This window comes from Streptomyces sp. NPDC033165 (assembly GCF_055577965.1).
In genome coordinates this window covers 1-19,120 of record NZ_JBVIPK010000029.1, presented here as the reverse complement: position 1 = coordinate 19,120, position 19,120 = coordinate 1, and the positions used below count along the sequence as shown (strand labels likewise).

Annotated in this window: 15 protein-coding genes and 1 pseudogene; 13 read left to right on the top strand and 3 right to left on the bottom strand. The window is 68.7% G+C overall.

Annotated elements, in window-relative coordinates; all coding sequences use genetic code 11:
* The 4 genes and pseudogenes from ACZ5WC_RS32900 to ACZ5WC_RS32885 form a co-directional block, all read left to right on the top strand.
* A pseudogene (locus ACZ5WC_RS32900) lies at positions 1-311 on the top strand (hypothetical protein); the annotation flags it as partial.
* A 29-nt stretch (positions 312-340) separates the two neighbouring features.
* On the top strand, positions 341-1,603 hold the full coding sequence (locus ACZ5WC_RS32895; RefSeq protein WP_468544254.1) for a S8 family serine peptidase: 1,263 nt from the start codon (positions 341-343) through the stop codon (positions 1,601-1,603).
* Positions 1,604-1,678: 75 nt separating this feature from the next.
* Positions 1,679-2,032: a WXG100 family type VII secretion target gene (locus tag ACZ5WC_RS32890; RefSeq protein ID WP_096632133.1), complete on the top strand. Its 354-nt coding sequence runs from the start codon at positions 1,679-1,681 to the stop codon at positions 2,030-2,032.
* Between the two features lie 35 nt (positions 2,033-2,067).
* Positions 2,068-2,367, top strand: a complete 300-nt coding sequence (locus tag ACZ5WC_RS32885) for a WXG100 family type VII secretion target (RefSeq protein ID WP_468544253.1) — start codon at positions 2,068-2,070, stop codon at positions 2,365-2,367.
* A gap of 261 nt (positions 2,368-2,628) precedes the next feature.
* On the opposite strand, the gene eccCa is transcribed toward ACZ5WC_RS32885, so the two are convergent.
* Positions 2,629-6,603 carry a type VII secretion protein EccCa gene (eccCa, locus tag ACZ5WC_RS32880; protein ID WP_468544252.1) on the bottom strand — a complete coding sequence of 1,325 codons (3,975 nt, stop codon included), beginning with the start codon at positions 6,601-6,603 and terminating at the stop codon, positions 2,629-2,631.
* A gap of 299 nt (positions 6,604-6,902) precedes the next feature.
* Here eccCa and eccD point away from each other — a divergent pair, with 299 nt between their 5' ends.
* The 6 genes from eccD (at position 6,903) to ACZ5WC_RS32850 (ending at position 14,014) form a co-directional block, all read left to right on the top strand.
* Positions 6,903-8,405 carry a type VII secretion integral membrane protein EccD gene (gene eccD / locus ACZ5WC_RS32875; protein WP_468544256.1) on the top strand — a complete coding sequence of 501 codons (1,503 nt, stop codon included), beginning with the start codon at positions 6,903-6,905 and terminating at the stop codon, positions 8,403-8,405.
* Positions 8,406-8,582: 177 nt separating this feature from the next.
* Complete coding sequence (gene rpsO / locus ACZ5WC_RS32870) at positions 8,583-8,873, top strand: 30S ribosomal protein S15 (RefSeq protein WP_003965855.1); 291 nt, start codon at positions 8,583-8,585, stop codon at positions 8,871-8,873.
* A gap of 277 nt (positions 8,874-9,150) precedes the next feature.
* On the top strand, positions 9,151-11,367 hold the full coding sequence (locus ACZ5WC_RS32865) for a polyribonucleotide nucleotidyltransferase (RefSeq protein WP_468544255.1): 2,217 nt from the start codon (positions 9,151-9,153) through the stop codon (positions 11,365-11,367).
* A complete protein-coding gene (locus tag ACZ5WC_RS32860) occupies positions 11,364-12,743 on the top strand; it encodes a M16 family metallopeptidase (RefSeq protein WP_468544251.1) in 1,380 nt (459 codons plus the stop codon). Before ACZ5WC_RS32865 ends, ACZ5WC_RS32860 begins: the two co-directional genes overlap by 4 nt.
* An 18-nt stretch (positions 12,744-12,761) precedes the next feature.
* A complete protein-coding gene (gene dapB / locus ACZ5WC_RS32855) occupies positions 12,762-13,514 on the top strand; it encodes a 4-hydroxy-tetrahydrodipicolinate reductase (protein WP_468544250.1) in 753 nt (250 codons plus the stop codon).
* Positions 13,515-13,525: 11 nt separating this feature from the next.
* Complete coding sequence (locus ACZ5WC_RS32850; protein ID WP_468544249.1) at positions 13,526-14,014, top strand: hypothetical protein; 489 nt, start codon at positions 13,526-13,528, stop codon at positions 14,012-14,014.
* 79 nt (positions 14,015-14,093) lie between these two features.
* Here the strand turns inward: ACZ5WC_RS32850 and ACZ5WC_RS32845 are convergent, their stop codons facing one another.
* Together ACZ5WC_RS32845 and ACZ5WC_RS32840 are read right to left on the bottom strand one after the other, a co-directional pair.
* A complete protein-coding gene (locus ACZ5WC_RS32845) occupies positions 14,094-14,645 on the bottom strand; it encodes a hypothetical protein (protein ID WP_468544248.1) in 552 nt (183 codons plus the stop codon).
* A gap of 94 nt (positions 14,646-14,739) precedes the next feature.
* Complete coding sequence (locus tag ACZ5WC_RS32840) at positions 14,740-14,979, bottom strand: hypothetical protein (RefSeq protein ID WP_096632145.1); 240 nt, start codon at positions 14,977-14,979, stop codon at positions 14,740-14,742.
* Positions 14,980-15,207: 228 nt separating this feature from the next.
* Here ACZ5WC_RS32840 and thyX point away from each other — a divergent pair, with 228 nt between their 5' ends.
* The 3 genes from thyX (at position 15,208) to ACZ5WC_RS32825 (ending at position 18,820) form a co-directional block, all read left to right on the top strand.
* Positions 15,208-15,945 carry an FAD-dependent thymidylate synthase gene (gene thyX, locus ACZ5WC_RS32835; protein WP_468544247.1) on the top strand — a complete coding sequence of 246 codons (738 nt, stop codon included), beginning with the start codon at positions 15,208-15,210 and terminating at the stop codon, positions 15,943-15,945.
* Between the two features lie 153 nt (positions 15,946-16,098).
* Entirely contained in the window at positions 16,099-16,998 is a 900-nt protein-coding gene (dapA, locus tag ACZ5WC_RS32830) for a 4-hydroxy-tetrahydrodipicolinate synthase (RefSeq protein WP_468544246.1), read from the top strand.
* Between the two features lie 136 nt (positions 16,999-17,134).
* Positions 17,135-18,820 (top strand): ribonuclease J, encoded by a 1,686-nt coding sequence (locus ACZ5WC_RS32825; protein WP_096632150.1) that lies wholly within the window; start codon positions 17,135-17,137, stop codon positions 18,818-18,820.
* Positions 18,821-19,120: the final 300 nt, after the last annotated feature.

Genomic DNA, 19,120 nt, shown 5'->3' with positions numbered 1-19,120 from the left:
CAGCCCGCCCCCTTGTGGATACCGCATACCCCGGTGATACCGCACCGGCGAGAAGTCGTCAGCCCCTACGACATCACCAGTTCAACCTCAGTAACGGAGTCGTCGGTGCTGCTCGCAAGGCTGCCGGGCCGGGCTCGAACTCAAAGGGCTTCACGATGGGTGGCGCAGGGCTCGTTCGTGGTCCGGATGGGCGAAAGCACGACCGGGACGACAGAGAGCCAAAGGGCTCGTCCCGCCCTGACTACCTGACAGAAGACGAAGAGACATGGAACGCCGGGCGGCGCGGAGTGGTGCCGCCGGTGGTCGAGTAGCAGTGCCCAGGGAAGGTTCGGAAGTCGGGATGACAGCAAGAATGGGCCGGGCCCGGTTGCGTGTACGTGGCGCACTGGCTCTCGCTGCCTCGTTGGGTGTGCTCGTCGTCTGCCTGGTCCAGCCTGCCGCGGCTGCGGACGTGCAGTCGAAGCAGTGGTACCTCGGTGCGATGCAGGCTGAGGAAATGTGGAAGGTCACGACGGGCGAAGGCATCAAAGTCGCGGTCATCGATTCTGGCGTGAATTCGTCCACTCCCTCACTGCAAGGGCAAATTCTAAAAGGTTTTGATGCAACCGGGGCTCCCGGTGACGAAACGGACGACTATGACGGTCATGGAACAACAATGGCTGAGTTGATCGCCGGTACCGGTAAAAATGGAGGCCTGAAGGGCCTTGCTCCGGGAGTCAAGATCATTCCCATGCGCATCGCCAATACTGAGTTCCAGAAGAAGCACTCCTCCAATGCGCGCGATACATCGGACGCTATTCGGGCCGCCGCTGAAAGCGACGCGCGAATCATCAGCATGTCCTTTGGTGGGCCGTTCTATATGGAGCGGGAGCGTGAGGCCGTCCGGTATGCCGAAAGCAAGGGGAAGCTGTTCTTCGCTGCGGTGGGGAACGAGGGGGAATCGACCAATGAGAAGATTTACCCAGCAGCTTTTCCTCAGGTGGTGGGAATTGCCTCGGCGGACCGAAATGGCAGAGTTTCCGATTATTCGCAACATGTGAATACCACGGATATCGCTGCTCCCGGGAACGACGTCCCCTACTGGTGCGACAACTCCTTCCAGCGCTACTGCGACGGCGACGGCGGCACCAGCGCAGCCACCGCCATCGCCTCCGCCTCCGCAGCCCTCGTCTGGTCCGCCAACCCCGACTGGACCGCCAACCAGGTGCTCAACGTCCTCTTCGACACCGCCAGCCGGGACTGGAAGAAGGGCGAGCGCAGCAAGTACCTCGGTCACGGTCTGATCCGCCCCTCGATGAACATCCTCAAGGGCAAGGGAGACCCCGGCGCCCCGGACATCAGCCCGCTCACCAAGGAGAAGACGACCGGCCCTGCCGACTCGTCCACTCCCGGTGATTCGTCCACGCCCGACGCCTCCGCCACACCGCAGCCCGCCAATAACGACGGCAAGAGCGATGAGCAGGCCGCAGCGGCAGAGGAGAACGAGTCCTCCGGCTCCTCGGGCGGCGAAAGCCAGTTGGGCCTGATCATCGGCGTGGCCGCAGGGGCGGCTGTGCTCGCAGGTGTGGCCTACGCCGTGATGTGCAGGCGTCGCGCCGCTTGACCGTACGTTCCGTGTGCCCCCGGTGGGCCAACCCCGCCGGGACCGTACAGAACCAACCGAAAAGGAAAGAGAATCATGGCGGATCAGAAGATCTCCGATGCCACACTCCTGAAGCTGGAGGGCGACCTCACCCTGAAGTTCAACTCGGTGAAGGGGCAGCTCAAGCAGCTCCACGGGACCATCGACAGCCTCGAAGGCAAGTGGAAGGGCATCGGCGCCAACCAGTTCAACGCCAAGCAGGAGCAGATCAACCAGCGCATGGTCAGCCTGGCCAAGCAGCTTCTCCGGTTCCAGGAGGCCATCAAGGCCGCGCGTACGATCTCGGGCAACACCGAGGACGAGATTCGACAGGCCCTCCAGGGCGTGGACGTCGTCGATGGCTACTCCAGCAAGGAGACCGAAAGGGCGTCCAGCCTGAACAGCTTCTGACCCTCACTTCTCGAACGAACACAGCGGAGGACCACATGGCGAACAACAACGACGGTACGACGGTTGTCACTTATGCGAGCCTGGATCTCGCGGCCGGTGAGATCGAGCGGCAGAGCAAGCAGCTCACCCAGGACCTGGACGAGATCAAGACCATGGTCGCGTCGGTCTCGGAGCTGTGGGAGGGCGAGGCCAAGGAGGCGTACCGCTTGTCCCAGGTGAAGTGGAACGAGGACGCGGGGTTCATCCGGGACAACCTCAAGGACATCGCGCAGAAGGTCCGTGAGGCGGCTCCTCTGTACCGCAGCGGCGACAAGCGCTCCGCAGCGAACTTCTGATCGCCGGCAGAGGTCAACAAACAGCACATACACACGTCAGGGTGGGCACGCGCGGGAGGTGCCCACCCTGACGTGTGTCGTATGCGCGGATGAGGATGCGGATGTGGATGCAAGTACGGGGGCGGAAGCGCAAGCAGGTACGGAAGCGCGAACGGGTACGGGTACAGGTGCGCGAACGGGTACGGGAACGTAGACAGGTACCGAAACGGGAAAGCGCATCCGCCCCCCCCCGCCACCCCTGCCGCCCCGCCGCCCTCGGTCCTACCCCTCCCCGCCGACAAACCCCGTCTGCACCAACGGGTTCCCCCGCCGCCGTGTCACGAAGATGCCCCGGCCCGTAGGCATCGGCCGCGCCCGTACGTTGCCCATGAGGTCGCCCTCGTTCGGGTCGCCCGACAGCACCACGCCCTGCGCACCCAGCTCGATCATGCGCTGGAGGAAGGGCTCGTACAGCGCGCGGCTCGCGCCCGCCGTGCTGCGGGCGATGATGAAGCGGACACCCACATCGCGGGCGAACGGCAGCATCTCCGTGATCGGTGCCAGCGGGTTGCCGCTCGACGTGGAGACCAGGTCGAAGTCGTCGATCACGACGTACACCTTGGGGCCCTGCCACCAGCTCTGGTCACGCAGTTCCTGTGCCGTGACATCGGCGGAGGGCGTGCGGCGCTTCATCAGGTCGTGCAGGGCCACCATGTGATGGTCCATGTCGTTGGACATCGGGATGTACTCCGCCAGGTGCGAGGGCGGGGTCACGTCCAGCAGCGAACGCCGGTTGTCGATGACGAAGAGCTTGCAGGAGTCCCCGTCGTAGCGCTCGGTCAGCTGCTTGATGATCAGCCGCAGCAGGTTGGACTTGCCGGACTCGCTCTCGCCGAACGCCAGGAAGAACGGGTCCTGCTCGAAGTTGAGGAAGACCGGCTCCAGGTTGTTCTCGTCGATGCCGAAGGCGATACCCCGCTCCGGAACCGCGTACCCCGCCGGAAGCTCGCTCGCCGGGAGCGAACGCGGCAGCAGACGCACCGCAGGTGCGGGCGCCGCCGTCCAGTGCCGGGTGACCTCCTGGTTCATCGCCGCGGTGGCCTCGGAGAGGTCGCTGTCGGAGTTGATGCCGTCGATCCGCGGTACCGCCGCCATGAAGTGCAGCTTCTCCGGGGTCAGGCCGCGGCCCGGCACCCCGGCGGGTACGTTCGCCGCCACCTTGCGGTCCAGTTCGGAGTCCATCACATCCCCGAGCCGCAGCTCCAGGCGGTTCATGAGGTGGTCCTTCAGGCTGGCCCGGACCTCCATGGAACGTGACGCCGTGACGATCAGGTGGATGCCGTAACCGAGTCCGCGGGCCGCGATGTCGGTGGCCGCCGTCTCCAGCCCCTCGTAGTCCGTCCGGAAGCTGCCCCACCCGTCGATGACCAGGAAGACATCACCCCAGGGCTGGTCGGTCACCGAGATCTCACCGCGCGCCCGCATCCGCCGGAAGGTGGCGATGGAGTCGATCCCGGCGCTGCGGAAGTACTCCTCGCGTCGCGCCATGATGCCGTACACCTCGGCGACCGTACGGCGCACCCGCTCGGGGTCCAGGCGGGACGCGACGCCGCCGACATGCGGCAGACCCGCGATCGAGGACATACCGCCACCACCGAAGTCGAGTCCGTAGAACTGGACTTCCTCCGGGGTGTGGGTCAGGGCGAAACCGGCGATGAGTGTCCGCAGCAGCGTCGACTTGCCGGACTGCGGCCCTCCGGTGATCTGCATGTGACCGGCGGCGCCGGAGAAGTCCCGGTAGAGGGTGTCGCGCCGCTGCTCGAACGGCTTGTCGATCACACCCAGGGGGACGACCAGCCGGCCCGAGCCCTCGAAACCGGGCTGCGTCAGCCCCCGGCCCCGTACCGGAGAGAGCCCCGGCAGCAGTTCGTCCAGCGACGGCGGATTGTCCAGCGGCGGCAGCCACACCTGATGGGCCGAGGCGCCGCGCCCCTCCAGCCGGCGCACGATCACATCGAGCACCGTGTCCGCCAGCGCGTCGTCCTCCGCCGCACGCTGCTCCGGTACGCCACCGGGCTGCGGCGCGGGCTGAACGTACTGGACCGGCACCGGGGCGGCCGTGAACGGAACGGGCCTGCGGTCCACCGGAAGCGGAGCGCCCGGCGTAGCGGCCCGGTTGGCGCCCGAGCGGTACACCCCGGAGACGTACGCGGCCTTGAACCGGACCATCTCCTCCGTACCGAACTTCAGCAGCCCGGAGCCGGGAACATTCGGAAGGTGGTACGCGTCGGGCACGCCCAGCGCCGCCCGGGACTCGGCGGCCGAGAACGTCCGCAGGCCGACCCGGTAGGAGAGATACGTTTCCAGACCGCGCAGCCGCCCCTCCTCCAGGCGCTGCGAGGCCAGCAGCAGATGTACGCCCAGGGAACGGCCGATACGGCCGATCTGGACGAACATCTCGATGAAGTCGGGTTTGGCGGTGAGGAGTTCGCTGAACTCGTCGATGACCAGAACGAGCGAGGGAATCGGCTGCAACGGCGCACCCGCCGCGCGTGCCTTCTCGTAGTCGTGGATGTTGGCGTAGTTGCCCGCGTCGCGCAGCATCTCCTGGCGCCGGTTGAGCTCACCGCGGATGGAGTCACCCATACGGTCGACCAGGGTCAGGTCGTCCGCGAGGTTGGTGATCACGGCCGCGACGTGGGGCATCTGCGCCATACCGGCGAAGGTGGCACCACCCTTGAAGTCGGCGAGGACGAAGTTGAGCGTCTCCGACGTGTGGGTGACGGCGAGGCCGAGCACGAGCGTGCGCAGCAGCTCGGACTTGCCGGAGCCGGTGGCGCCCACGCACAGACCGTGCGGGCCCATGCCTTCCTGCGCCGCCTCCTTCAGGTCCAGCATCACCGGGGCGCCGCCCTCGCCCACGCCGATCGGCACCCGCAGCCGTTCGGCCTGGGAGCGCGGACGCCAGGTCCGGCCGACGTCGATGGAGGCCGCGTCCCCCAGGTTCAGCAGATCGGTGAACTCCAGGTTGGCCAGCAGGGGCTCGTCGTCGTCCCCGCCCGTCGCCATGTGCAGCGGGGCCAGCTGCCGGGCCAGTGCCTCGGCGGCCTCGTAACTCAGCAGGTCGGGAACCCCGTCGTAGACCAGCCCCTGCCCCGACTCCAGCCGCAACGACTTCGGCTGCACCACGATGGACAGGCCCCCGCGGGCCCCGGTGACCTCGCCCGGTACGACCTCGATGACCGTCACACCCTGAAGGCCCTCGGCCGAGGCGAGCACCGACATGGGCGGCACCGACTCCCCGTCCAGGACCACCACGATGTGCGGCTGGTCCACGAGCGGCTGTCCGCCGGGCTGGAAGCGGGGCCTGCCCTCCAGGCGGCCCGCCAGCAGCTCCTCCAGGGCCAGGGAACTCGTCGTGATGAGCCGCCGGCTCCCGGCACCGTCCCCCGGCCCGGAGGCCTGCGCGTGCGGGAGCCACTTCGCCCACTCCCACTGCGGTGCCTCCTCCGTGCCCGTCGCGACCGCGATCACCAGGTCCTCGGGGGAGTGCAGGGAGGCCAGCCCGCCGACCACGGCACGCGCCGCCGAGCGCGCGGAATCCGCGTGACCGCTGATCGTCAGGTGGTAGAACGCCCGCAACGAGACGGCCATCGGCAGGCCGTCCACCGTGGAGTGCGTCGCCAGGAACTGCTGCATCGCTCCGGCGGCCAGCGGTTCCAGCTCGTCGACGGGCGCCGTCTCGGGGGCGATGAGCGGCGTGGCCAGTTCCTGACCGCCCAGACCGATACGCACCTGCGCGAAGTCCGCGTCACCGGCCCGCCGTTCCCACACCCGGCTGCCCTCGGCCACGAGCGCCCACAGCTGCTCGGGAGAAGGGTGGAGGTAGAACTGCGCGTCGCGCTGCTTGCGCGCGGTCCTGAGCACGGTGCGCCTGGTCTGCGTCAGGTACTTCAGATAGTCGCGGCGCAGATCGGCGAGCTGCCCCTGGGTGCCCCGCCGGTACCGTACGAGCATCGCGATGGCCATGGCGACCGTCGACGCGATCATGATCATGCCCATGATGCGCATGATCGGGTTCGGCGTCATGAAGAAGAAGACGACCGAACCGCCCATGCCCAGCATCGGCAGGAGCTGCATCAGAGCGCCCTCCTGCTGGCCTCGGGGGAGCTCCGGCGGAGGTTGCAACTGCACCTGTTCGACCGGCACTTCGGAGGGCAGGGCCCGCGGTGGGCGCTTGACGACGATCTGGCTCACAGCTCACCAATTCCCTTGCCGGACGGAAGTGTTCCTATCGGCGCCCCCGTGGCGACGGGTCCCATCCGCGGGATGGATCCTACTGGCGTGGCGAGCACCCCATGGCGGTAGGGTGTCGCGATGCGTGTACGCATCCGCTAACTGTCGCGTGAACACGGTCATTCGGGACCGGCGGAAGCGCGCGCGGCGGGCTCAGGCGCCCGCGCGCGGCGGAGCAGGCTCGGGCACGTGCGGGCGCGGCAGAAGCAAGGCAGCAGAAGCAGCAGGGAAAAGTTGAGCAGGGGGAGCAGCAGGTGACGATGACGGCCCAAGCGGCAGCCACCGGACCCGGCCGGCAGAGTCACGGGACGCCGTCCGGCAGCGGAACCGGATTCTGCCGGGTCACGGTCGTCGCACCGGACAGCCGCGTCGACGTGGCCCTGCCCGAGGACATCCCCGTGGCCGATCTGTACCCCGAGATCCTCCGGCTGTCCGGACAGAGCCCCACCCCCGGCGCCCCGGTCGGCTACCACCTGGTGCGCCGCGACGGCACTGTCCTCGACAGCGCCCGTACGCTGGCGGGCCACCGCATCCTCGACGGCGAGCTGCTCTCGATGCGGCCGTTCTCCGAATCGCTGCCCCCCGCGGTCTTCGACGACGTCTCCGACGCCGTCGCCACCGCCGTGGCCAAGGACCGCACGCTCTGGGGCGACGCGCTCATGCGCGGCGCCGGCCTCTTCGGCGGCTCCGTCCTGCTCGTCCTGCTCGCCTTCGTGCTGTGGACTGCCGACCCGCGCCACGACATGCACGGTCTGCCGGGCATCCTCGCGACGGTCGTCGCCCTGTTCCTCCTCGCCTTCGCCTGCGTCCGCGCCCGGGTGTACGACGACCGGGGCTCGGCCATCGCGCTGGGCACCGGCGCCCTGGTGAACGCGGCGGTGGCCGGGTCCGGTCTGCTGCCCCTGAGTACCGGGCAGGGGGTCGGGCGGCTGCAGTTCCTGCTCGGCTGCGCCGCGGTCCTGGTGGTCGCCGTGATCCTGATGATCGTCGCGCCCGGCGGCGACGCCCCGTTCGTCGCGTTCGTCTTCGCGAGCACCATCGGCCTCCTGGTGACGTTCACCGCGATCCTGACCGGCATCGAGCCGATCGAGGCCGCCGCCGTGTGCTCCCCGCTCGCCGTGGGCGTCCTGGCCTTCCTGCCCGGGCTCTCGACCCGCTTCGCCCGCCTCCCCATCGGATTCGAGCCGCCCCGCACCACGGTCGGCGACTACGGGACCTCCGAACCGGCGCCCCAGGGCCCGGTGGACGCCGTGCGCATCGCCGCCCAGGCGCGGCGCGGCCACGAACTGCTCCTCGGCCTGGTCGGCGGATGCGCCCTTGTCGCCGTGGCGGCCGCCGCGGTGCTGGGATTCTCGGACAACGTCTGGGGCCAGCTGCTCGCCCTGGCCACGGGGGTCGCCATGCTGATGCGCGCCCACCTGTTCCGCTACACGGCCCAGGTCGGCTGCGCGCTCGCCGCGGGCCTCGGCGCCCTCGTCCTCCTCGGCCTGGGGCTGTCCCTCAACCCGCCCACCGCCCTGATGCACGACGCGCTGAAGGGGGACGGCGCCGCCCTCGACATCCGTACGGTGTGGCTCGCCGCCGCCGTCGCGGGCGTCGCCGCCCTGATCACCGCCATCGGCCTGATCGTGCCGCGCAAGGGAGTGACCCCCTTCTGGGGCCGCTTCCTGGAGATCGCCGAGGCGGTCGTTCTGCTGACCCTGCTCCCGCTCTGCCTCGCGGTCTTCGACGTCTACCACTCGATCCGGGCCCTCACCAGCTGATCAGCGGCGGGGTGTGACCCGAACGGCTGGTACTCTGACCAGTGGCCGTTTGTGTACGCGTCCTCGGATCATCCTGGGGACTGCGCTCATCGGACCTTCGCCTCCGAGTCACGGAAGCTCCCCTGAGATCAAGACCAGGGGCACTCGTGGGCGCTTCGAACATCAAGAGGAGTACGCGTGCCGCTCGACGCCGCTACGAAGAAGCAGATCATGTCCGAGTTCGCCCAGAAGGAGGGTGACACCGGATCCCCCGAGGTCCAGGTCGCCATGCTCTCCCGCCGGATCTCGGACCTGACGGAGCACCTCAAGACGCACAAGCACGACCACCACTCCCGTCGTGGTCTGCTGATCCTGGTCGGCCAGCGTCGCCGCCTCCTGCAGTACCTGGCCAAGAAGGACATCCAGCGCTTCCGTGCGCTGGTCGACCGCCTCGGCATCCGCCGCGGTGCGGCCGGCGGCGCCAAGTAAGGACGCTGTGGAGAGGGAGCGGTTCCCGCGGTTCAGGGGACCGCTCCCTTTGCCGTACGTGCACGACCGGTGTCAAGCTCAGTAACCTGGGCGTACGACACCAGAGCAAGTAGGGAGAGGCGCAGCGACGCCGCCGCCGGTCCTCGGTAGTGGCCCCCGGGAAAACGCCCGGGAGCTTCGATCGAAGACCGGCCCGCATCCACGGTGCGCTTCTCCCGCACCGTCCTCCGCCACACGGGCGGCAGGACGAAAGACGACGAGTATGGAGAAATCACTAGTGGAGAACGAGACCCACTACGCCGAGGCCGTTATCGACAACGGAACCTTCGGCACCCGCACCATCCGCTTCGAGACGGGCCGCCTGGCCAAGCAGGCCGCAGGCTCCGCCGTCGCGTACCTGGACGACGACACCATGGTGCTGTCGGCCACCACCGCTTCCAAGCGGCCCAAGGACAACCTCGACTTCTTCCCCCTCACGGTGGACGTCGAGGAGCGGCAGTACGCGGCCGGAAAGATCCCCGGATCCTTCTTCCGCCGCGAGGGCCGCCCCTCCGAGGACGCGATCCTCACCTGCCGTCTGATCGACCGGCCGCTGCGCCCCTCCTTCAAGAAGGGCCTGCGCAACGAGATCCAGATCGTCGAGACGATCATGGCGCTCAACCCCGACCACCTCTACGACGTGGTCGCGATCAACGCCGCCTCCTGCTCCACGCAGCTCGCGGGCCTGCCCTTCTCCGGTCCGATCGGCGCCACCCGCGTCGCCCTGATCAAGGGCCAGTGGGTCGCGTTCCCGACGCACACCGAGCTTGAGGACGCCGTCTTCGACATGGTCGTCGCCGGTCGCGTCCTGGAGGACGGCGACGTCGCGATCATGATGGTCGAGGCCGAGGCCACCGAGAAGACCATCCAGCTCGTCAAGGACGGCGCCGAGGCTCCCACCGAGGAGATCGTCGCCGCCGGTCTGGACGCCGCGAAGCCCTTCATCAAGGCGCTCTGCAAGGCCCAGTCCGACCTGGCCTCCAAGGCCGCCAAGCCGGTCGGCGAGTTCCCGGTCTTCCTGGACTACCAGGACGAGGTCTTCGAGGCGCTCGCCACCGCCGTCACCTCCGAGCTGGCCCAGGCGCTCACCATCGCGGGCAAGCAGGAGCGCGAGGCCGAGCTGGACCGCGTCAAGGAGATCGCCGCGGAGAAGCTGCTCCCGGCCTTCGAGGGCCGCGAGAAGGAGATCTCCGCCGCGTACCGCGCGCTGACCAAGAAGCTGGTCCGCGAGCGCGTCATCAAGGACAAGGTCCGCATCGACGGCCGTGGCGTCACGGACATCCGTACGCTCGCCGCCGAGGTCGAGGCCATCCCGCGCGTGCACGGCTCGGCGCTGTTCGAGCGTGGCGAGACCCAGATCCTGGGCGTCACCACCCTCAACATGCTCCGGATGGAGCAGCAGCTGGACACCCTTTCGCCGGTGACCCGCAAGCGCTACATGCACAACTACAACTTCCCGCCGTACTCCGTCGGCGAGACCGGCCGCGTGGGCTCGCCCAAGCGCCGCGAGATCGGCCACGGAGCGCTCGCCGAGCGCGCCATCGTGCCGGTCCTCCCGACGCGCGAGGAGTTCCCCTACGCGATCCGCCAGGTCTCCGAGGCGCTGGGCTCCAACGGCTCGACGTCCATGGGCTCGGTCTGTGCCTCCACCATGTCGCTGCTGAACGCCGGTGTGCCCCTCAAGGCCGCCGTCGCCGGTATCGCCATGGGCCTGATCTCGCAGGAGATCGACGGCAAGACCCACTACGTCGCCCTCACCGACATCCTCGGTGCGGAGGACGCCTTCGGCGACATGGACTTCAAGGTCGCCGGTACCAAGCAGTTCGTGACCGCGCTCCAGCTCGACACCAAGCTCGACGGCATCCCCGCCTCGGTCCTGGCCGCCGCGCTGAAGCAGGCCCGTGACGCGCGTCTGCACATCCTGGACGTCATGAACGAGGCCATCGACGTTCCGGACGAGATGTCCCCGAACGCCCCCCGGATCATCACCGTCAAGATCCCGGTGGACAAGATCGGTGAGGTCATCGGCCCCAAGGGCAAGATGATCAACCAGATCCAGGAGGACACCGGCGCCGACATCACGATCGAGGACGACGGCACCATCTACATCGGTGCCCAGCAGGGCTCGCAGGCCGAGGCCGCCCGCGCCACGATCAACGCGATCGCCAACCCGACCATGCCGGAGGTCGGCGAGCGCTACCTGGGCACGGTCGTCAAGACGACCACCTTCGGTGCGTTCGTCTCGCTCATGCCGGGCAAGGACGGTCTGCTGCACATCTCGCAGATCCGCAAGCTCGCCGGCGGCAAGCGCGTGGAGAACGTCGAGGACGTGCTCGGCGTCGGCGCCAAGGTCCAGGTCGAGATCGCCGAGATCGACTCCCGCGGCAAGCTCTCCCTCATCCCGGTCGTCGAGGGCGAAGAGGCCGACGAGAAGAAGGACGACACCGACAAGTGACGTCCCGTAGTTCCGCGACGACGGCCCGCCCCTCTTCGGAGGGGCGGGCCGTCGCCCGTACCCAAACGCTTCTCAAGGGCAAGGACGGCATCGGCACCGTCCGCCGCACCGTCCTCCCCGGCGGTCTGCGGATCGTCACCGAGACCCTGCCCTCCGTCCGGTCCGCCACCTTCGGCATCTGGGCCAACGTCGGATCACGCGACGAGACGCCCACCCTGAACGGCGCGACCCACTACCTCGAACACCTCCTCTTCAAGGGCACCGCCAAGCGCACCGCCCTGGACATCTCCTCCGCGATCGACGCGGTCGGCGGCGAGATGAACGCCTTCACGGCGAAGGAGTACACCTGCTACTACGCGCGGGTCCTGGACACCGACCTGCCGCTGGCCATCGACGTCGTCTGCGACATGCTGACCGGCTCGCTGATCGCCTCCGAGGACGTCGACGCCGAGCGCGGCGTCATCCTCGAAGAGATCGCGATGACCGAGGACGACCCGGGCGACTGCGTGCACGACCTGTTCGCGCACACCATGCTCGGCGACACCCCCCTCGGCCGCCCGGTCCTCGGCACCGTCGACACGATCAACGCGCTCAGCCGCGGCCAGATCGCCCGCTTCTACAAGAAGCACTACGACCCCACGCACCTGGTCGTCGCCGCCGCCGGCAACGTCGACCACGCCACGGTCGTACGCCAGGTCCGCCGCGCCTTCGAGCGCGCCGGGGCCCTCTCCCGTACGGATGCCGTCCCGATGGCGCCCCGCGAGGGCTCCCGCACCCTGCGCACCGCGGGCAAGGTGGAGCTGCTGAACCGCAAGACCGAGCAGGCCCACGTGGTCCTCGGGATGCCCGGCCTCGCCCGCACCGACGACCGCCGCTGGGCACTCGGCGTCCTCAACACCGCCCTCGGCGGCGGTATGAGCTCGCGCCTCTTCCAGGAGGTCCGGGAGAAGCGCGGCCTGGCCTACAGCGTGTACTCGTACACCTCCGGCTTCGCCGACTGCGGCCTCTTCGGCGTCTACGCGGGGTGCCGGCCCAGCCAGGTCCACGACGTCCTGAAGATCTGCCGCGACGAACTGGACCGGGTCGCCACCCACGGCCTGGACGACGACGAGATCGCCCGCGCCATCGGCCAGCTCTCCGGCTCCACCGTCCTCGGCCTGGAGGACACCGGCGCGCTGATGAACCGTATCGGCAAGAGCGAGCTGTGCTGGGGCGAGCAGATGTCCGTCGACGACATGCTCGCGCGCATCGCGGAGGTCACCCCCGACGACGTACGGGAGGTGGCGGGCGAGCTCCTCACCCGGCGCCCCTCGCTCTCGGTCATCGGCCCGCTCAAGGACAAGCAGGCGGACCGCCTCCACGAAGCGGTCTCCTAACCCCTTAAGGAAGACAAGATGAGCAAGCTGCGCGTAGCCGTTCTCGGTGCTCGGGGCCGCATCGGCGCCGAGGCCGTACGGGCCGTCGAGGCCGCCGACGATCTGGAGCTGGTGGCGGCCCTGGGCCGGGGCGACAAGCTGGAGACCCTCACCGACGCGGGCGCCCAGGTCGCCGTCGAGCTGACCACCCCCGCATCGGTGATGGACAACCTCGACTTCTGCGTCCGGCACGGTATCCACGCCGTCGTCGGCACCACGGGCTGGACCGACGAACGGCTCGCGCAGCTGACCAACTGGCTGGAGAACTCCCCCGGGACGGGCGTCCTGATCGCCCCGAACTTCTCCATCGGCGCGGTCCTGACCATGAAGTTCGCGGAGCAGGCCGCCCGCTACTTCGAGTCCGTCGAGGTCGTCGAACTGCACCACCCGAACAAGGTCGACGCCCCCTCCGGCACCGCCACCCGCACCGCCCAGCTCATCGCGGCGGCCCGCGCCAAGGCGGGCAGCGCCCCCCAGCCGGACGCCACCACCACCGCCCTGGACGGCGCCCGCGGCGCGGACGTCGACGGCGTCCCGGTCCACGCGATCCGGCTCCGCGGACTGCTCGCCCACCAGGAGGTGCTCCTCGGAGGCGAGGGCGAGACCCTCACCATCCGCCACGACTCCCTCCACCACAGCAGCTTCATGCCGGGCATCCTGCTCGGCGCCCGCCGCGTGGTGACCACTCCCGGCCTCACGTTCGGCCTGGAACACTTCCTCGACCTGAACTGACTGAGCCCACCATGCGCGCAAAGATCACCTACATCGCCACGGCAGCCGTCCTGGTCTTCTACTTCTTCCTGGTCGGCAGCCGTGGCCTGATGCTCATCCGGCACGGCACGCTGCTCACGATCACGTTCGGCGTCGCCGTCCTGATCCTGCCGGTGATCGGCGTCTGGTTCCTCTGGAAGAACACCCAGTTCGTCCGCCGGGCCAACGTGCTCGCCGCCGAACTGGACGCGGAGGGCGGCCTCCCGGTCGACGACCTGGCCCGCACCCCGTCCGGCCGCATCGACCGGGACGCCGCAGACGCGGTCTTCACCAAGCGCCGCGAGGAGACCGAGGACGCCCCGGACGACTGGCGTGCCTGGTTCCGGCTGGCGGTCGCCTACCAGGACGCGAGGGACACCCCCAGGGCCCGCAAGGCCATGCAGCGGGCCATCGCGCTGCGCGCCTCCAGCGAGGCCGCACCCGCAAGCCCGCCCGCGGTCTCCAGCCCGTCCGGCGACTGAGGAGATCTCTCAGCCGTACGCAGGTGAGCCCGGGACCCACACGGGCCCCGGGCTCACCTGCGTACAACTGACCGATCGCTCACGCGAGCCGGTACTCATCCGCCCAAGCCTCGACCGCATCGGTCGCCCGCTCGAACGCCTCCTCGCGCCCGAGGAAGTCCGCGTTGTGATCGGTGACCAGCGGCGGCAGAGCTTCACCGTTCTGCCTGACCACGACGAGCGCCTGACCCTGGACCGTACGGGGAAGCCCCATCCACTTCACGGGCTGCTGGACCGTACGCACCGTCGACGTGCTGCTCCAGGCCACCGTGGAGGTCCGGAAGAACCCGACGCGCCGGACACCGTGACGGCTGACCCACGCGCCGACACGCAGCAGACGCAGCGCGGCGGCGATCACCGCACCGGCCAGCGCCAGACAGACGGCGGCTCCCGAAAGCGCTCCGGCCGCACCGGTGATCAGGGCCGCGAGCAGCACGAACGAGGCCAGCAGCAGGAGGGTGGCCGCCGCCGCGACCCGCCAGGGGCCGGGGCGGTAGGGCCGGCGCCAGCTGACGTGGTCGTCGAACGGCAGCGCCACGTCCTCCGCGCTCGCATCGAATGCGCGGTCGGCCGTCAGAAAGGGCAGGGGCACGACTCATCCTCACTCACAAGCACGCTCGATTGCTGTGCCCGGTGAGGCTACCGAGCGTGCCACCGGCCCGACCACCCCAGGGGGTCCGTACGAGTCAGCGGCCCTGGGACGCTTCGGACTGCTTGCCGTGGGCCGGGGCCTGGCCGGAGTCGAGCGCCGGGAGCCCCAGCAGCAGTGACCCCACCAGACCGGCGACCACGGTCAGCCCGATGAGGGACCGCCCCAGCAGCTCGGGAACGGTGGCGCGGGGGGCGGGCGGAGGAGTGACATTGCTGCGGAACCGGTCGGCCTCGGCGACGAACGAGAACGGGACGGATTCACGCCGGCGGAACATGAGGAAGCTCTCCTTGCTCTGAGTGACGGGTGCTGCTATTGAGTCAGACGTACGACGGGCCGAATCGGTGCCCGAATCGCCGTACTTGTTGGGGGAAATCCACGAACGGCTGCCCGAGGCGGCCGGGTGCACGCCCCGGCGCACCCGGCCCATCAAGACCCGTAAAGTGGTCGCCGCCCGAGCGACGCCGTCGGGCCTCCCGCACCGCCCCTGGAAGGACCCCTGTCGGTGACCGACACCCCCGAACCCGCAAAGCCCCACTTCCGCAGCGATGTCACCGTCGAGCTGGTGAAGAGCGACGCGCACGACGCGGACGTGCTGTTCGCCGCCCGGGTCTCCACCGCCGGTGAGCAGTCGCTGGAAGAGGTCACCAAGGATCCCGAGCGCTCCAAGGGGCTCATCAACTACCTCATGCGGGACCGACACGGCAGCCCGTTCGAGCACAACTCGATGACCTTCTTCGTCAGCGCCCCGATCTTCGTCTTCCGCGAGTTCATGCGGCACCGCGTCGGCTGGTCCTACAACGAGGAATCGGGCCGCTACAGGGAGCTGGATCCGGTCTTCTACGTCCCCGGAACCTCCCGCAAGCTGGTCCAGCAGGGCCGCCCCGGCAAGTACGAGTTCGTCGAGGGCACCCAGGGGCAGTACGACCTCACCACCCGCGCCATGGAGGAGTCCTACCGGGCCTCCTACGAGGCGTACCAGAAGATGCTGGCGGAGGGCGTGGCCCGTGAGGTCGCCCGCGCGGTGCTCCCGGTCGGCCTCTTCTCCTCGATGTACGCCACGTGCAACGCGCGCTCCCTGATGCACTTCCTCGGCCTGCGCACCCAGCACGAGCTGGCGAAGGTCCCGTCCTTCCCCCAGCGCGAGATCGAGATGGTCGGCGAGCAGATGGAAGCCCACTGGGCGCAGCTCATGCCGCTCACTCATGCGGCCTTCAACAAAAATGGACGCGTCGCCCCATAAGCGGTGTCCGTATTGCGGCGTTTCGAGAAGTTCATCTAGGCTGATCAAACGGACCCGGCACTGCTTGAACCCCCGAGCAGGCAGTGCCGGGCTCCTCTTCCCCGTCCCCCCCGAGGGGACCCCGCGCGCTGAGCAGCGAGTAGCGTGTTACCCATGGCTCCGATCTCCACTCCGCAGACCCCCTTCGGGCGGGTCCTCACCGCTATGGTCACGCCCTTCACGGCGGACGGCGCTCTCGATCTCGACGGCGCCCAGCGGCTCGCCGCCCACCTGGTGGACGCAGGCAACGACGGCCTGATCATCAACGGCACCACCGGTGAGTCCCCGACCACCAGTGATGCGGAGAAGGACCAGCTCGTACGGGCGGTGCTCGAAGCCGTCGGCGACCGAGCCCATGTCGTCGCGGGCATCGGGACCAACGACACCCGCCACAGCGTCGAGCTCGCCCGGACAGCCGAGCGCACCGGCGCCCACGGCCTCCTCGCGGTCACGCCGTACTACAACAAGCCCCCGCAGGAGGGCCTGCTGCGGCACTTCACGGCGATCGCCGACTCCACCGGCCTGCCCGTGATGCTGTACGACATCCCCGGCCGCAGCGGCGTCCCGATCGACACGGAGACCCTCGTACGGCTCGCCGAGCACCCCCGGATCGTCGCGAACAAGGACGCCAAGGGCGACCTGGGCCGCGCCAGCTGGGCCATCGCCGAGTCCGGGCTCGCCTGGTACTCGGGCGACGACATGCTCAACCTGCCGCTCCTCTCGGTCGGCGCCGTCGGCTTCGTCTCCGTGGTCGGCCACGTGGTCACCCCGGACCTGCGGGCCCTGATCGAGGCCCACCTGAGCGGCGACGTCCAGAAGGCGACCGAGATCCACCAGAAGCTGCTCCCGGTCTTCACGGGCATGTTCCGCACCCAGGGCGTGATCACCACGAAGGCGGCCCTCACCCTCCAGGGCCTCCCGGCGGGCCCCCTGCGCCTGCCCCTTGTCGAACTCACCGCCCAGGAGACGGGTCAGCTCAAGATCGACCTCGCCGCCGGCGGGGTACAGCTGTAACCACGGACTTCACAACTGAACAGCCGAACAGGCGAGGCGACTCGCCCGAGCACCACCCAAGACAACAGCAAGTGCACGAATGACATGCGCGCCACGTGCCTCAGCGGTACGTGGCGTGCGTGGTAAGGAGAGTCTTTTGAGTCATCCGCACCCTGAACTCGGTACGCCGCCGAAGCTTCCGAAGGGCGCCCTGCGGGTCACCCCGCTCGGCGGCCTGGGCGAGATCGGCCGCAATATGACGGTCTTCGAGTACGGCGGCCGCCTGCTCATCGTCGACTGCGGCGTGCTCTTCCCCGAGGAGGAGCAGCCGGGCATCGACCTGATCCTCCCGGACTTCACCACGATCCGGGACCGCCTGGACGACATCGAGGGCATCGTCCTCACACACGGCCACGAGGACCACATCGGTGGCGTCCCCTACCTGCTGCGCCTCAAGCCGGACATCCCCCTCATCGGTTCCAAGCTCACCCTCGCGCTGATCGAGGCGAAGCTCCAGGAGCACCGCATCCGCCCCTACACCCTTGAGGTGCAGGAGGGGCAGCGCGAGCGCATCGGAGCCTTCGACTGCGAGTTCATCGCGGTCAACCACTCCATCCCGGACGCCCTGGCCGTCGCCATCCGCACCCCTGCGGGCCTGGCCGTCGCCACTGGTGACTTCAAGATGGACCAGCTCCCGCTGGACGGTCGTCTCACCGACCTGCACGCGTTCGCGCGGCTCAGCGAGGAGGGCATCGACCTCCTTCTGTCCGACTCCACGAACGCCGAGGTCCCCGGCTTCGTGCCGCCGGAGCGGGACATCTCCAACGTCCTGCGCACGGTCTTCGCGAACGCCCAGAAGCGCATCATCGTGGCGAGCTTCGCCAGCCATGTGCACCGCATCCAGCAGATCCTGGACGCCGCCCACGAGTACGGCCGCAGGGTCGCCTTCGTCGGCCGCTCGATGGTCCGCAACATGGGCATCGCCCGCGACCTCGGCTACCTCAAGGTCCCCGGGGGCCTGGTCGTCGACGTCAAGACCCTCGACGACCTCCCGGACGACGAGGTCGTGCTGGTCTGCACGGGCTCGCAGGGCGAGCCGATGGCGGCCCTCTCCCGGATGGCCAACCGCGACCACCAGATCCGGATCGTCCCCGGCGACACGGTGATCCTGGCGTCGTCCCTGATCCCGGGCAACGAGAACGCGGTCTACCGCGTGATCAACGGCCTGACCCGCTGGGGCGCCAACGTCGTCCACAAGGGCAATGCCAAGGTCCACGTCTCGGGCCACGCCTCGGCCGGCGAGCTGCTGTACTTCTACAACATCTGCAAGCCGAAGAACCTGATGCCGGTCCACGGCGAATGGCGCCACCTGCGGGCCAACGCCGAACTGGGTGCCCTTACGGGCGTCCCCAAGGACCACATCGTCATCGCCGAGGACGGCGTGGTCGTCGACCTCATCGACGGCAAGGCCAAGATCGTCGGCAAGGTCCAGGCCGGTTACGTCTACGTCGACGGCCTCTCCGTCGGCGATGTCACCGAGACTTCCCTCAAGGACCGCCGCATCCTCGGCGACGAGGGCATCATCTCGGTCTTCATCGTCGTGGACAGCTCCTCCGGCAAGCTCGTGGGCGGCCCCCACATCCAGGCCCGGGGCTCCGGCATCGACGACGGCGCCTTCGGCGCGGTCACCCCGAAGATTCAGGAAGCCCTGGACAAGTCGGCCCAGGACGGCGTCATGGAGCCTCACCAGCTCCAGCAGATGGTCCGCCGAGTCGTCGGTAAGTGGGTGTCCGACACCTACCGTCGGCGCCCGATGATCCTTCCGGTCGTCGTCGAGGTCTGACCCTTCCACGCCGCCCGACCTGGAGCGGGGCCCCCGATTTGCATCGGGGCGCCCCGCTCCAGTACGTTTACGTCTCCGCCTGAACGGGAAGCACCGCGCGCACTCGTGCGCCCGGGGCACCCGAACGGGGCGGAAATTCCGACTCAGAATCTCTGATAAAGTCGGGTCCGCCGAAAGGCAAAGGCCCTCCACAGGCCACCGGAAGTCGAATTCGGACCGGAAACGGAACGAAAGAGAGTCTGGTAAAGTTGGAACCGCCGGAAAGGGAAAACGCGAAAGCGAAGAACCTCGAAAGCACCC

Bases quoted from the DNA above. Each gene is read 5' to 3' on its own strand.
- ACZ5WC_RS32895 (WP_468544254.1), top strand. From the start codon at position 341: ATGACAGCAAGAATGGGCCGGGCCCGGTTGCGTGTACGTGGCGCACTG.
- ACZ5WC_RS32890 (WP_096632133.1), top strand. From the start codon at position 1,679: ATGGCGGATCAGAAGATCTCCGATGCCACACTCCTGAAGCTGGAGGGC.
- ACZ5WC_RS32885 (WP_468544253.1), top strand. From the start codon at position 2,068: ATGGCGAACAACAACGACGGTACGACGGTTGTCACTTATGCGAGCCTG.
- eccD (WP_468544256.1), top strand. From the start codon at position 6,903: ATGACGGCCCAAGCGGCAGCCACCGGACCCGGCCGGCAGAGTCACGGG.
- dapB (WP_468544250.1), top strand. From the start codon at position 12,762: ATGAGCAAGCTGCGCGTAGCCGTTCTCGGTGCTCGGGGCCGCATCGGC.
- ACZ5WC_RS32850 (WP_468544249.1), top strand. From the start codon at position 13,526: ATGCGCGCAAAGATCACCTACATCGCCACGGCAGCCGTCCTGGTCTTC.
- ACZ5WC_RS32840 (WP_096632145.1), bottom strand. From the start codon at position 14,979: ATGTTCCGCCGGCGTGAATCCGTCCCGTTCTCGTTCGTCGCCGAGGCC.
- dapA (WP_468544246.1), top strand. From the start codon at position 16,099: ATGGCTCCGATCTCCACTCCGCAGACCCCCTTCGGGCGGGTCCTCACC.